This is a genomic window from Saccharothrix sp. NPDC042600, assembly GCF_040647305.1.
In the GTDB taxonomy this organism is placed as follows: Bacteria; Actinomycetota; Actinomycetes; order Mycobacteriales; family Pseudonocardiaceae; genus Actinosynnema; species Actinosynnema mutabilis.
This window is the reverse complement of record NZ_JBEZBW010000096.1, coordinates 1-13,723: the sequence shown is the minus strand read 5'-3', so window position 1 is coordinate 13,723 and position 13,723 is coordinate 1. Positions and strand designations below refer to the sequence as shown.

Sequence of the window (13,723 nt, the reverse complement as noted above, 5' to 3'; positions counted from 1 at the left end):
GCAGCGCGGGCAAGCGGCGTGGACGAGCAGCGCGGCGCGGCGAGCGGCGCGGGTGGGTGTCGGTGAGGGTGGGGGTGGGTCAGGCGGTGGTGGTGGCTGTGGCCAGGGCGGTCAGTTCGGTCAGGCGGCGGACCTGGGCCTCGCGTTCCGCCTGGAGCTGGGACTGCTCGGTGGCGTTGTCCGCCGCGTGCGCCAGCAGTGCCAGGGTCTCGCGGACGGCGCCCGGCATGGGGCGCAGGACCTGGGCGACCAGGTCGTCCACGGCCGCGTCGAGGCGGTCGCCGGGGACGACGCGGTTGGCCAAGCCGATGCGCTCGGCCTCCTCGCCGCCGACCCGGCGACCGGTCACGCAGATCTCGGCCGCCCTCGAATACCCGACCAGCCTCACCAGCGGCAGGGTGCCGCCCAGGTCGGGGACCAGGCCCAGGGACGTCTCGGCCATGCAGAACTGCACGTCGTCCGCCGCCACGCGGAAGTCGCACGCCAGCGCGAGCTGGAAGCCCGCGCCGATGGCGTGCCCGTGCACGGCGGCGATCGTCACCCGGGAGGGGTCGCGCAGCCAGCGGAAACCCTCCTGGAACTCCGCGATCAACGCCGCGCCGCCTTCGGGCCCGCGGAGGGTGATCTCCGACAGGCCCGGCTCGCCCTCCACCGGGGCGCCGCTGAACATCCGCCGGTCGAGACCGGCGGAGAAGGCACGACCGGAGCCCCGGACGACCACGACGCGGACGTCCGGGTCCAGCAGCGCGCCGATCGTCCGCAACGCCGTCCAGGTGGACGGCGTCTGTGCGTTGAGCACGTCGGGACGGTCGAGCGTGATCGTCGCGCGCGGTCCGTCGACGACGAGCCGCACGCCTCCGCGTTCCAGCAGGCCGGCGTCGATGGTGGTCGGTGCCGACATGCGCGTTACCTCCGGGTTCAGGCCGGCGCCGTCTCTCCTCGACGCCCGTTGTTACCGGAGGGTAGCTTACTTCTTCTTCGTGCGGGTGGCGCCACCGCGACCGCGAAGCTGCACACCGGACTCGCTGAGCACCCGGTGCACGAAGCCGTAGGAGCGTCCGGTGGACTCGGCCAACGCCCGGATGCTCGCGCCCTTTTCGTACTTCTTCTTCAGGTCAGCGGCCAGCTTGTCCCGCGTGGCGCCGGTGATCCGGGCGCCCTTCTTCAGGTCAGCCACCTTGTCCCGCCTTCCGTAGACAGCAGGTCGGGCCGTGAAAGCCCCTGTCGTCGCAATGATCGAACACGGCGACCAAGAACGCCAGGCGATCATGCGAAAAGATCGGCGAGCGGTCGATCGGGTGAGGGGCGAACACGGAGAGTGGATCTACCGTGATGCGACTGAAACCTGTTGCTCAGGCCAACTGCACGAGTTCCAGGTACTCCTCGGACCAGTGGTCCTCGGTTCCGTCGGGCAGCAGGATCACCCGCTCGGGCTCAAGGGCCTCCACCGCTCCGGGGTCGTGCGTGACCAACACGACCGCGCCCTCGTAGCGGCGCAGCGCGTCGAGCACCTGCTCGCGGCTGGCCGGGTCGAGGTTGTTGGTCGGCTCGTCGAGCAGCAGCACGTTCGCGGCGCTGGACACCAGGCCGGCGAGCGCGAGCCGGGTCTTCTCGCCGCCGGACAGGGTGCCCGCGGGCTGGTCGAGCTGCTCACCGCTGAACAGGAACGTGCCCAGCAGCGAGCGCAGTTGCTGTTCGGGCACGTCCGGGGCGGCGTGGCGGATGTTCTCCCACACCGTGGCCTGGTGGTCGAGCGTCTCGTGCTCCTGCGCGAAGTAGCCCACCTTCAGGCCGTGACCGGGGACGACCTCGCCGGTGTCGGGCTGCTCCATCCGCCCGATCAGGCGCAGCAGGGTGGTCTTGCCCGCGCCGTTGAGGCCCAGGATCACCACGCGCGAGCCGCGGTCGATCGCCAGGTCGACGCCGGTGAACACCTCCAGCGACCCGTAGGACTTGCTCAGGCCCTCGGCGGTGAGCGGGGTCCGGCCGCACGCGGCGGGCTGCGGGAAGCGGATCTTCGCGACCTTGTCCGCCTGGCGGGTCTCCTCCAGGCCGGACAGCAGCTTCTCGGCGCGGCGGGCCATGTTCTGCGCGGCCACCGCCTTGGTCGCCTTCGCCCGCATCTTGTCGGCCTGCGCCATCAGCGCGCCGGCCTTCTTCTCGGCGTTGGCGCGCTCGCGGCGGCGGCGCTTCTCGTCGGCGGCGCGGGCCTCCAGGTACTTCTTCCAGCCCATGTTGTAGATGTCGATCTCGCCGCGGGTCGCGTCGAGGAACCACACCTTGTTGACCACGTCGTCGAGCAGCTCGACGTCGTGGCTGATCACGACCAGGCCGCCGTCGTGGTTCTTGAGGAACCCGCGCAGCCACGCGATCGAGTCGGCGTCGAGGTGGTTGGTCGGCTCGTCGATCAGCAGGATCGTGCTGGACTTCGCGCCCACGCCCGCCTCGGACGCGGCGAACAGGATGCGCGCCAGCTCGACCCGGCGGCGCTGACCACCGGACAGGGTGCGCAGCGGCTGCGCGAGGACGCGGTCGGCCAGGCCCAGGTTGGAGCAGATCCGGGCGGCCTCGCTCTCGGCCGCGTACCCGCCGAGGGCGGCGAAGCGCTCCTCCAGCTTGCCGTACTTGCGCACGGCGGCCTGCAGCTCGGCGTCGTCCACCAGCTCGGCCATGGTGGACTGCATCTTCTCCATGTCGCGCAGCAGCTGGTCCAGGCCGCGCGCGGACAGCACGCGGTCCTTGGCGATGACCGACAGGTCACCCTCGCGCGGGTCCTGCGGCAGGTAGCCGAGGTCGCCGGTGCGCCGCACCTCGCCCGCGTAGGGCTGGCCCTCGCCGGCCAGGACGCGCAGGGACGTGGTCTTGCCCGCGCCGTTGCGGCCGACGAGGCCGATGCGGTCGCCGGGCTGGACGCGGAGGGTGGCGTCGGACAGCAGGATGCGCGAACCCGCGCGCAACTCAAGATCGGTTGCGGTGATCAAGGCGGAACTCCGGTGGGTTGTGGTCGTGCGGGGTCAACAGTGCGGCTGGGACACGCACCGGACCTACTCGATCAAGACCACCACCCCACCAGTCTACGGGTGGGGCGCCACCGAATTAGCCGCGTGTGTCCACCGGCATACATTTCGCGCATGACGAGCATCGAGGGCGCGGACTTCGCGGGCAGGACGGCACTGGTCACCGGCGCGAGCCGGGGCATCGGCTACGGCGTGGCTCGGGAGCTGCTCACGCGCGGGGCGTCGGTCACCATCACCTCGCGCAAGCCGGACGCCGTCGCGGCGGCGGCGCGGTCGCTGGCGGAGGAGGCGGGCGTGCCGGAGTCGCGCGTGCTCGCGGTCCCGGGCAACGCTGGCCACGCCGACGACCGCGAGGAGGCCGTCACCCGGACGGTCGAGCGGTTCGGCCGGCTCGACGTGCTGGTGAACAACACCGGGATCAACCCGGTCTTCGGCCCGCTCATGGAGGCCGACCTGGGCGCGGTGCAGAAGATCTTCGACGTCAACGTCGTGGCCGCGCTCGGGTTCGTGCAGCTGGCGTGGAAGGCGTGGATGCGGGAGCACGGCGGCGCGGTGGTGAACGTGGCGTCCGTGGGCGGCCTGCGGTCGACCGGCGTGATCGGGGCGTACGGGGCGAGCAAGGCCGCGCTGATCCGGCTGACCGAGGAGCTGGCGTGGCAACTCGGCCCGAAGGTGCGGGTGAACGCCGTGGCCCCGGCCGTGGTGAAGACCCGCTTCGCCGAGGCGCTCTACACGGGCCGCGAGGAGGAGGCCGCGGGCCACTACCCGATGAAGCGCCTCGGCTCGCCGGAGGACGTCGCCCGCCTGGTGGCGTTCCTGGTCTCGGACGGGGCGTCGTGGATCACCGGCGAGACCGTCCGGGTGGACGGCGGTCTGCTGGCGACCGGCACCCTGGCCTGACCCAGCCGGTCGCCCCCTGGCTCAGCCGGTCGCCCCCTGGCTCAGCCGGTCGCCCCCCGGCTCAGCCGGTCGGGACCAGGTGAGCCGTCGAGAGGGGCGGCGTGGTGCCGGGAGCGGGCGGGGCCGCGCTCGCCCCCGGCGGGGAACTGCCCCGCGGTGAGCCGAGGTCGGGTGGAGCCGGGTTGGAGTCCGGGTTCGGGTTGGGGGTGGCGCTGGGCGGAGCCGGGGCGACCGGCGGCTGGCTGGGCAGCGGCGCGGTGGGTGGCTGGCTCGGCGGTGGTGTGAGTTGGGGTTGGTCGGGGGCGGGTGTGGTGTGGGGCTGGTCGGGGGGTGGGGTGGTCGAGGTCGAGGTGGGTGGGGTGCCGGTGCCCGGGGTGGTGGTGCCGTTCGGCTGGTTGAGCGCGAAGCCGGCCGCCGCCACCAGGGCTGTTGTGGTCAGGGCGCTGCTGACCACGGCCAGGCGCCGGCGGCGGGTGCGGATGCGCCGGCCGTGCCACACGATGTCCACCGCGCCGAACGTGCTCGGCCTCGGCTTGATGTTCAGCTCGTCGAACAACTCCTTCAAACGGTCCTCAAGCACCGCGTGACACCTCCTGCCACAGTTCCTCGAACGCCGGACCCAACCGCCGCCGCAACGCCTTCAGGCCGCGGTTGGTGTTGCTCTTGACGGTGCCGACCGTGCAGCGCAGCGCCGCCGCCGTCTCCTCCACGCCCAGGTCGTGCCAGAACCTGAGCACCAGGACCGCGCGCTGCTTGGCCGGCACCGCCCGCAGCGCGTCCCAGACCACCAGCTTGTCCTCGCTGAGCACCGGGGCCTGAGCCTGCTCGGGCAGTTCGTCGCGCAACTGCTCGCGCCGCCACCGCACCCGCCGCCGCTCCGCGATGAAGGTGCGCACCACGATCCTCCGCAGGTAGGGCTCCAGGCCCTCGCGCCGGACCAGCTTCGGCCCGGCCAGGTACAGCTTGAGGAACGCGGTCTGCACCACGTCTTCGGCCTCGTGGTGGTTGCCGCACAACAAGTACGCGGTGAAGCGCATCGAGTCGGCGCACCGGTCGAAGTGTTCGGTGAACTCCGCGTCCCAATTCACGCCGTCATCGCCTCGGGTTCGGGGCGGGCGCGGTCGGGGCCGGAGGGCTGACCGGGGGCTCACCGGGGGTGGTCGGGAGTGGGGCCACGCCGACGGGCGGGGCCGGCGCGGGGACCGGCTCCAGCGGACCCGGCGTCGAGGCCGGGGACGCCAACGGCGGTGCCGGCGGCGCGGGCGTCACCGCGGGCGGCGCGGGCGCGGGTGTGGCCGACGGCGGAAGCGAAGGCGCGGGCGTCACGGCAAGCGGTGTCGGAGCGGGTGTGCCCGACGGCGGAAGCGAAGGTGCCGGCGTCACCGCGGGCGGTGCCGGTGCGGGTGTCGCCGACGGCGGGAGCGAAGGTGCGGGGGTGACCGCCGGCGGCGCGGAGGGCGCGGGCGTGACGGTGGGAGCGGAGGCAGTGGGGGCGGAGGCAGTGGGGGCGGGTGTGGTCGGCACCGGGGACGGGGTCGGCTCGCCGGACGTTCCCGCCAGCGCGGGCACGGCGATGGCGATGCCGCCGACGACGACGGCACCGGCCGCCAGGACAAGTCGAGTGCGCATGACCTGCTCCTTCGCTTGGTGGACCACCTCCTCGCGGGGCCCTTCACCCCTATCCATGCGGTTGGGCCGCCCGGTGGTTGTCACGAGTTCGATCAATTTCCGGAGCCTTGCCGAAGCGGACCACGGTCCGCTACTGTCAGAACAAGCGGACCGCAGTCCGCCTGAAGAGAGCCGCAAGGACGCGAAGGAGCACCATGGGCAAGTTGCTGCACATCTCCGCCTCACCTCGGGGCGCCGAGTCCGAGTCCCTGGCCATCGCCGCGGCCTTCGTGGAGGCCTACCGCGAAACCCACCCCGACGACGAAGTCGAGCACTGGGACCTGTGGGACGGCACCCTGCCCGCCTTCGGTCCCGCCGAGACCGAGGCCAAGATGACGCTGATCCGCGGCGGCACCCCGACCGGCGCGGCACAGCACGCGTGGGACGCCGTCATCGCCGCCTTCCACCGGTTCGACGCCGCCGACCGCCTGCTGTTCAGCGTCCCCATGTGGAACGCCGGCATCCCGTACATCCTCAAGCAGTTCGTCGACGTCGTCTCCCAGCCCGGCCTCGCCTGGGGATTCGACGCGCAGACCGGCTACCAGCCCCTGCTGAAGAACAAGAAGGCCGCCGTCGTCTACACCAGCGCCGTGTGGGCGCCGGGCCTCCCGACCGCGTTCGGCACCGACTTCCAGTCCACCTTCTTCGACGACTGGCTGCGTTGGGCGGGCATCACCGACGTCACCGCCATCCGGCACCACCCGACCGTGCTGGGCGACGTCGAGGACTCCCGCCGGACCGCGGCGGCCGCGGCCCGCGATGCCGCCAAGACCTGGGAGACCGCCGGCACGCCGTGATCAGTCGCGGACGACGATCTCCACCGCCCGTGCGCGCCGGGCGGCCTCGTCGAGCACCGCCCGCCGGGGCTCGGGCACGTCCAGCACCCGCGGCGAGGCCAGGGCGAACACCCCGGCCAGCCGCCGGTCCGCCCGCAGCACGTCCAGCGCCTGCCGGTCACCGCCCAGCACCACGGCGTCCAGCGAGTCCAGCACGGGCACCAGCACCCGGGCCACGTCGTCGGCCGCCGCCGCCAGCGCCACCCGCGCCTGCCCCTCCCGCCGGCGCGCGAACCGCTGCTGCGACCAGCCGCCCGCCTTGTTCCGCCCGTGCACCTGACGGCTGTCGGTGGTCGACGTCACCACCGACCCGTCCACCGCCACCCCGACGCTGTGCCCGCCCAGCCGCACCAGCACCAGCCCGATCCGCCGGCTCGCCGACGCCCGGATCAGCAACGCGTCGAGCGCCAGACCATCGGAGTCACCCACCGGGGTGAATTCCCCGAACGCCGAGGAGACCGCGGCCGAAGCCCCGTCCACCGCCGTCACCACGAACGACGAAGCGCTGACCGAAGTGGCGACCACACCGCCGTGACGAGCCGAGAACCGCTCGAACCAGCCCGCCAGGCGTTCGGGCTCGACCTCCACCGCCCGCCCGCCCCCGGACACCGGGCGGACCTTGGTCATGCCGGCGCCACGGCCACCCACACGGGCAGCAGGTAGCCGCACTCGGCGGGCGAGAGCCGCTGGACCGCCCCGAACCCCGCGCCGGACAGCTCGTCGGAGATCTGCTCCGCGGTCAGCACCCGGTGCCGCGTGGCCACGGTGTTCGCGACCTCCCAGGACGTCTCCCCGCGCACCAGCCGCACGACCTCCAGCGCGTAGGACTCGCCGTCCGCCGCCCAGTCCCACAGCTGCACGGTGACCTGCCGGTCCCGCCCGCGCCCGGACACCCGCGGCGGCGGCGCGGTGGGCCGCAGCCTGCTCAACCGGTCCAGTTCGGGCACCGCGGCCACCAGCAGCCCGCCGGGCCGCAGGGCCTTCCGGGCCAGCGCCAACGCGTGGGACAGGGCGTTCTCGTGCGCCAACCGAGGCAGCAGGTCGTCACCCGCCCGCACCACGTCCACGCCCACCGGCGCGGGCTCGCGCACGACGTCGAGCAGGTCCACCACCTGGTGCTCCCCCGCCCCGAGGACGGCGGCGGCGACCTCGCTCAACGGGTCGTCCGGAACGGGCACCAGGTCGGTCACCGGGCACACAGTAGGGCCAACCGATCGGGTTACGCCAAACGGGCCGTGGTGGCCGCGTCACGCAGCGCGGCCACCACCACCGCTCAACCGATCCCGAAGGGGGCCAGTACCACGACCTCCGGAATCTCGTGCACAATGTTACCGACGGGTTTACAGATTCCAGACCACAGGCAATCACCACTTGACAGATCGAGTGCCACCCCAGTGAACTCGTGACCCGTATGGACCAACCATTGACTCCACCTGGTAGGCACCACCGCACTGCGTTGGCGGGTAGGGTCACTGGGGCGTGATCTAATGACAGCGGGGAGTCACGATGACCAACGCTGCCGGTCGACCCAACCTGTCCGTCGACGACCTCGACTCGACGGGCCACGGCAGTCTTGCGCAGCTCCTGACCACGGGACCCTTCCCGGAGGCGCTGAGAGCGGCGATCAAGGCCAGCAGGCTGAGTCTCGACCGCATCCAGCACAGGCTCGCCCTGCGCGGGGTCACCATCAGCGTCGCCACGCTGAGCTACTGGCAGTCGGGCCGCCGCCGCCCCGAGCGACCCGAGTCGCTGGAGGCGCTGCGCCACCTGGAGACCGTGCTGGGCGTGCCGCAGGCCGGCCTGTCGGCGCTGCTCGGGCCGCCGCGCCCGCGCGGCAGGCGGTCGCGCCCGACGACGATGATGCCGATCGACGCCCTGTGGGCGCGTCGTGAGCGGGTCGCGAACCTGTTGCAGAAGGTGGACACGTCCTCGGACGTGAAGCTGGGCCGGATCAGCCAGCACGACCGCATCGAGATCGCCGCGGACGGCGGCCAGCGCTCGGTGTGGGTGCGCCAGATCCTGCGCGCCGAGCAGGACGGCCCGGACCGCTGGGCGCTGGTGTTCGAGACCGAGGAGTCCGACGTCCTGCCGGACGTGGTCAACCTGCGCAACTGCCACCTGGGCCGCTACGCCGAGGACACCGACGCCAACATCATGGTCGCCGAGCTGATGTTCGACCGCCCCCTGACCAGGGGCGAGACGATCATCATGGAGTACGAGCTGCTGTTCGCCGAGGGCCACTACCCGGCCGGCAACAACACGTTCGCGCGCAAGTTCCGGCTGCCGGTGCGGGAGTACGTGATCGAGGTGCGCTTCGACCAGTCGTACCTGCCCGCCCGCTGCCAGCAGTTCAGCGTCCCGGCCGGCGACGACACCCCGTCGCGGCGGCGCAACCTCGCGCTGGACGCGGCCGGCGGCGTGCACGCGGTCGCGCTGGGCTTCGGTCCGGGCGTGTTCGGCATCCGCTGGGAGTGGCCGAAGTAAAGGTCGTGTTGCCGACCCGAAGTCGCGAAGGCCCCCGGAGAACCCTCCGGGGGCCTTCTTCGCACCAACGCGTTGCCCCGACCGGCGGATCGGCCCCGTGGCACCGGGGCCGATCCTTCAAGCGGCCGTTACCGGCGTCGATCAGACGTAACCGTTGAGGTGCAGCGACACCGCGCGGATGGAGCCCTTGTCGGCCGCCACCTGGTCCACCACCTTGAACGTCCACGTGCCGTCGACCGGTTCGGCCAACAACGCCGCCAACGGGCTGTTGGGCCGCCACGTGCCGGTGAACGGCGCCAGGCTCGCGGTCACCGTCGAGTACGCCTTCGCGGCCGAGTCGTCGAACACCACCTGGCACAGGTTCGCGCCGGTGCCGCCGCTGCGCGAGAACACCGTGGCGGTCGCCCCGGACGGCGAGGTCAGCGTGCCGACCAGGTCACCGGTGAACGTGTGGTCGATGCCCACCGTCGTCGCCCCCTCGACCGCGGAACAGGTCGCGCCGTCCACCGAGAAGGTCAGCTTCGACCCGCGCCCGACCCCGGTCACCGGGATCTGCACGGACGCGCCGGTCGCGTCGTTGTCCGGGATCGCCACGACCGGACCGCTGTAGGCGAAGTGCTTGCTCTCCCGCGACGGCTCGCCCACGGGCACGTTGAACGTGCTGGTCGTCGGCGAGGTCGAACCCGCGAAGGTGACGCGGGCGTCCAACCGCACGGGCAGGCCGAGCTGCGCCGTGGCGGGCACGGTCACCTTGAACGTGTTCGTCACGGTCTGCCCGACCTCGACGTTGCCGTAGTACTTCGACCGCGGCGCGATGGTCACCCCGGCGGTAGGCGAGGTCAGCACCAGGCTGGTGGACGCGGCCGTGCCGTCGCCGACGTTGGCCACCGGCACGGTCACCGTCGCCGTCGTGCCCGGCTTGAGGTACTGGCTGCCGTCGGCGTCGTTGGCCACCGACGGCCGCTGCGCCTTGGCCAGCGGCTGCGGCGACGCGCCCGTGTAGGCCAGGACCAGGTCCGCGCGCACGATGCCCGCGCCGGTCCGGTTGTCCGCGCCCGCCTCGGCGATGTCCAGGGCGGTCGTGGTCAGCGCCTCGCGCACCTCGGCCGGGGTCAGACCGGGGTTGCCGGACAGGATCAGACCCGCGATCGCCGCCGCGTTCGGCGCGGACGCCGACGTGCCGAAGAACGGGTTGAAGCCGGTCACGGAGGTGGCGACGCCGTCGGCCGCGGTCAGGTCCGGCTTCTGCCGCACCTCCTCGCGCGGCGTGCCGTCGGGGGCGAAGAACACCCGGCGCGGGCCGTCGGAGGTGAACCGCTCGGGCTTCTGCGTGCCGTCGAACGCGTTCGGGTACGGGCCGCGCGGGTTGGCCGGGTCACCCGGCTCCAGGTCGAACGGCAGCGGGTTGTTCGCCGGGGCGGCGGCCACGCTGATCGCGCCCTTGGCCGCCGAGTGCCCGCGGGTCACGCCCGACGTGGCGTACCCCTTGAGACCGTCGGAGGAGTCCTTGAACCGGCCGCCGAGCGCGGACAGCGACAGGTACTGGTCCTCACCGCGGAACTTCACCACGGCCAGCCGCAGACCGGTCGCGCCCGCCGGGGTCTGCAACCGCTCGTACGGGTCCTGGACGCCGTCCTGGTTGTTCTGGCTGAACGCCACCACGTTGCCCTGCGCGTTGGCCAGGTACAGGTCGTAGTCGTTGAACGACGACGCCAGCGGGTCGGACCAGAACAGCGTCACCGGCACGTTGCCGGACCGGTCGGACAGCGGGTTGAACACCTGCTTGGCGCCCGGGTCGGGGTTGAAGTCGTGCGCGGTGCCGGCGAACTTGCCGATGCCCACGCCCGAGTCGACGAACCGGCCCTCCCAGTGGCCGGAGGTGCCGTCGGCGACGTTGCCCTCGTTGCCCGCGGAGGAGAAGTACACCGCGCCGGCGGCCACGACCTCGTCCACGGCGCGGGCGATCACGCCGTCCTGGAACGGGCTCTCGTTGAAGTACAGGATGTCGTCCACGATCACGTCGCAGCCGAGCTGGAAGCGCAGGCCGCGGATGTTGTCGGCGAAGCTCGCGTCGCCGTTGATCGCGGTGGCGAAGCCGAGTTCGGCGTTGGGCGCGATGTCGTGGAGGATCTCCAGCATCGCGGTGCCCTCGCTGCCCGAACCCTCCTGGCTGGTCAGGACGTCCACGGCGGGCAGTTCGCCGGCGGTCTGCGAGGCGAGCAGCCCGTCCACGCCGTCGGAGATCGCGCACAGCTTCACGCCGGTGCCGGTGACGCGGTGGGTCTGGCGCGCGGTGTCGGCGGCGTGCGCCCGGTCGCCCTCGCCGACCTTGGGCGCGGCGACCCGGGCCGACAGCGCGGCCAGCGTGCGCTCCTCGACCTCCTTCGCCTTGTCCTCCTTGGACGGGACCTTCGCGTCCTTCGGGTCCTGCTTGTGGAAGGACTTCCACTCGGCGGCGACCTCGACGCGGCGGACGTCGGCGCGCGCGGCCAGGGCGCTCAACGCGGAGAGCGGGACCTGGGCGCGGACGGTCTTGCCGGCCACGGAGGTGGAGCGGATCGCGGCGCCGGTGCCGCGGACGGCGGCGACCAGGTCGTCGGTCACCTCGTGGGCGCGGACGTCCACCAGGACGGTGCCGCCCGGCTGGACCTTCACGCCGGTGTTCAGGTGCGGGACCTTGCCGATCCCGCCGGGGACGCGGCGGCGCTGCTCCACCAGCAGCGCACTGTCCAGTTTGGACTCCGCCTTGGACGCGGTCCGCTTGATGTCCTGCAGCGCCGCGATCTGCAGCGCGGTCTTCTCCTCGACGCCCTTGGACGCCTTCGGCGGGTCCGCCGACGCCGGTGTCACGGAGCCGAGCAGGGTCAGCAGCGCCGCGGCCCCCGCCGCGAGCACGTGGTTTCTTCGGGATCTGCGATTCGGTGAGCGCACAGGCGTCTCCCCCAGTTTTCGGGCGTGCCCCCGACGCACGCGGCCGGCGACCGGATGTCTCCGATCGGAGGGGTCAACGTATTGCGCACGGATACTTACCGTCTGCCACCGTTCGGCCTACTTCTCAGACGGTAAGACCCATCACAGTTCACAGTACGAAAGCGTCCGTCCACAGCTGACCGGTCCGCCCGGACACCGCGTCGAGCAGCGCGGCGGCCTGGTTGTCGGTCAGCGAGGCGACGAAGTCCACCACCGCCCGGCCGCGCGCGAGCGCCCGAACGGCGTCCGGTCCGGACGGTCCGTCGCCGGTCGCGCCCACCAGCGTGCCGGGGTCGGTGCGCGCCAACGCGGTGTACTCGGCGGTGGCGAGTTCGATCAGGTCGTGCAGGCGGCGCGGCAGGCGGTCGGCCTCGTGCCGGTCGGTCGCCCACTGCTCCAACGCCTCGACCAACGCGGTGAGCAGTCGGGCCTGGCCGCGCTGGTGCAGCGCGAGGTCCGGGCGCAGCAGCACGAACCGGCGGTGCACGAACTTCAGCACCTGCACCTCGTGCCACTGGGCGGTGGCGAGCACGACGTGCCCGGAGCGGGTGGTCGGCTCCTCGATGACGCCGACCGCGTCGACCAGCCGCCGCGTCCACCGCGACGAGAACCCCGCGACCGCCTGCTCGGCCTCCACCGACCCGTCGAACGGGACGGCGAGCAGCCCGTCGACCAGTTCGGACCGGACCTTCGCGACGGCCTGGGCGAACGCGCCGTCGTCCACGGCCCACGAGTCCTTGGCGTGCAGGCGGCGGCGCAGGGCCTCCAGCGACCGGCCGGGGCGGCGGTGCTGGGCGGCGAGGTCGGCGGCGCTCAGCTCGGCGAGGTCGAGGGCCTGGTCCAGCCACGTGTTGAGTTCGGCGGAGACGGTCGCGTGCTGGAGGACGCCGACGCGGTGGAAGTCCTCCAGGTCGTGGATCGCGTAGGCGATGTCGTCGGCGGTGTCCATCACGGACGCCTCGACGGTCTGCTGCCACGGTTCCAGCCGGCCGGCGTAGAACTCGCGGGCCTGGGTCAGGTCGTCCAACTCGGTGACGTAGGTGGAGAACTTCGCGGCACCCGTGCCCGGCGCGTCCAGTGGTTCGGCGGCACCGCGGGGCGGGGCGGGCAGGTCGCGCGGATGCGGGGTCGGGTGGGACAGCCGCGTCCACGGGTACTTGAGCATGGCCGCGCGGACTGCGACGGTGAGGTCGAGGCCGAGCGCCTTGGGTCCCCGGACGTCGGTGGTGGTGACGATCCGGAATGACTGGGCGTTGCCCTCGAACCCGTCGGACAGGCCGAACCGGTGCCGGGCCAGGCGGTCGAGGACCTGCTCGCCGAGGTGCCCGAACGGCGGGTGGCCGAGGTCGTGCGCGAGGGCGGCGGCTTCGACCACGTCCGGGTCGCAGCCGCCGAGCTTGTCGATGACGCCGACGAGATCGGGACGGGTGTTCAGGCGTTCCGCGATGGCCCGCGCGGCCTGGGCGACCTTCAGGCTGTGCGTGAGCCGGTTGTGCACCAGCAGACCGGACCCGGTGGAGCTGACGACCTGGGTGACGCCGCCGAGGCGGGCGAAGAACGGCGAACTGGCCACGCGGTCGCGGTCGACGCGGTACGGGCTGGTGGCCAGGTCGGCCGTGCCGCCTCCCGTGCCGCCGGACCTGCGGGACGTGCGGGGATCGTGGTCGCGGTGCATGGCAAGAAAGTAGTCCGCCCGCGCGGCGACGGCACTCCTGGGAACGCAAAAAGCCCTCAGGGGCACCCGACTCGTCGAGTGCCCCTGAGGGAAAGAATGTTCGGCGGCGTCCTACTCTCCCACACCCTCACGAGTGCAGTACCATCGGCGCTGGAAGGCTTAACTACCGGGTT

Annotated in this window: 12 protein-coding genes; 3 read left to right on the top strand and 9 right to left on the bottom strand. The window is 72.4% G+C overall.

Features of this window, described 5'->3' with window-relative positions; genetic code table 11:
• Window positions 1-79: 79 nt before the first annotated feature.
• From AB0A74_RS34850 to AB0A74_RS34840, 3 genes are all read right to left on the bottom strand, one after another.
• On the bottom strand, window positions 80-901 hold the full coding sequence (locus AB0A74_RS34850; RefSeq protein ID WP_358256315.1) for an enoyl-CoA hydratase/isomerase family protein: 822 nt from the start codon (window positions 899-901) through the stop codon (window positions 80-82).
• A 66-nt stretch (window positions 902-967) separates the two neighbouring features.
• Window positions 968-1,270, bottom strand: a complete 303-nt coding sequence (locus tag AB0A74_RS34845; RefSeq protein ID WP_281276665.1) for a helix-turn-helix domain-containing protein — start codon at window positions 1,268-1,270, stop codon at window positions 968-970.
• A gap of 82 nt (window positions 1,271-1,352) precedes the next feature.
• Window positions 1,353-2,981 carry an ABC-F family ATP-binding cassette domain-containing protein gene (locus AB0A74_RS34840; RefSeq protein WP_358256313.1) on the bottom strand — a complete coding sequence of 543 codons (1,629 nt, stop codon included), beginning with the start codon at window positions 2,979-2,981 and terminating at the stop codon, window positions 1,353-1,355.
• A 150-nt stretch (window positions 2,982-3,131) separates the two neighbouring features.
• Between AB0A74_RS34840 and AB0A74_RS34835 the strand changes: the two genes are divergently transcribed.
• The gene (locus AB0A74_RS34835; RefSeq protein ID WP_358256311.1) at window positions 3,132-3,917 is read left to right on the top strand and encodes an SDR family oxidoreductase; all 786 of its coding nucleotides are present in this window, start codon (window positions 3,132-3,134) and stop codon (window positions 3,915-3,917) included.
• A 61-nt stretch (window positions 3,918-3,978) separates the two neighbouring features.
• On the opposite strand, the gene AB0A74_RS34830 is transcribed toward AB0A74_RS34835, so the two are convergent.
• Together AB0A74_RS34830 and AB0A74_RS34825 are read right to left on the bottom strand one after the other, a co-directional pair.
• Window positions 3,979-4,497, bottom strand: a complete 519-nt coding sequence (locus AB0A74_RS34830; RefSeq protein WP_358256309.1) for a hypothetical protein — start codon at window positions 4,495-4,497, stop codon at window positions 3,979-3,981.
• Window positions 4,490-5,005 (bottom strand): SigE family RNA polymerase sigma factor, encoded by a 516-nt coding sequence (locus AB0A74_RS34825; RefSeq protein WP_358256305.1) that lies wholly within the window; start codon window positions 5,003-5,005, stop codon window positions 4,490-4,492. Before AB0A74_RS34825 ends, AB0A74_RS34830 begins: the two co-directional genes overlap by 8 nt.
• Before the next feature lie 735 nt (window positions 5,006-5,740).
• On the opposite strand from AB0A74_RS34825, the gene AB0A74_RS34820 reads away from it, so the two are divergent.
• Complete coding sequence (locus AB0A74_RS34820) at window positions 5,741-6,382, top strand: NAD(P)H-dependent oxidoreductase (protein ID WP_358256304.1); 642 nt, start codon at window positions 5,741-5,743, stop codon at window positions 6,380-6,382.
• Here AB0A74_RS34820 and AB0A74_RS34815 read toward each other — a convergent pair whose 3' ends face one another.
• Together AB0A74_RS34815 and AB0A74_RS34810 are read right to left on the bottom strand one after the other, a co-directional pair.
• The gene (locus tag AB0A74_RS34815) at window positions 6,383-7,048 is read right to left on the bottom strand and encodes an acVLRF1 family peptidyl-tRNA hydrolase (RefSeq protein ID WP_358256302.1); all 666 of its coding nucleotides are present in this window, start codon (window positions 7,046-7,048) and stop codon (window positions 6,383-6,385) included.
• Window positions 7,045-7,611 (bottom strand): hypothetical protein, encoded by a 567-nt coding sequence (locus AB0A74_RS34810; RefSeq protein WP_358256300.1) that lies wholly within the window; start codon window positions 7,609-7,611, stop codon window positions 7,045-7,047. Before AB0A74_RS34810 ends, AB0A74_RS34815 begins: the two co-directional genes overlap by 4 nt.
• Window positions 7,612-7,927: 316 nt before the next feature.
• Between AB0A74_RS34810 and AB0A74_RS34805 the strand changes: the two genes are divergently transcribed.
• Window positions 7,928-8,905, top strand: a complete 978-nt coding sequence (locus AB0A74_RS34805) for a helix-turn-helix transcriptional regulator (RefSeq protein ID WP_343934957.1) — start codon at window positions 7,928-7,930, stop codon at window positions 8,903-8,905.
• A 141-nt stretch (window positions 8,906-9,046) separates the two neighbouring features.
• Here AB0A74_RS34805 and AB0A74_RS34800 read toward each other — a convergent pair whose 3' ends face one another.
• Entirely contained in the window at window positions 9,047-11,800 is a 2,754-nt protein-coding gene (locus tag AB0A74_RS34800; protein WP_358256298.1) for a S8 family serine peptidase, read from the bottom strand.
• A 184-nt stretch (window positions 11,801-11,984) separates the two neighbouring features.
• Window positions 11,985-13,550: a dGTP triphosphohydrolase gene (gene dgt, locus AB0A74_RS34795; protein ID WP_358256296.1), complete on the bottom strand. Its 1,566-nt coding sequence runs from the start codon at window positions 13,548-13,550 to the stop codon at window positions 11,985-11,987.
• Window positions 13,551-13,723: the final 173 nt, after the last annotated feature.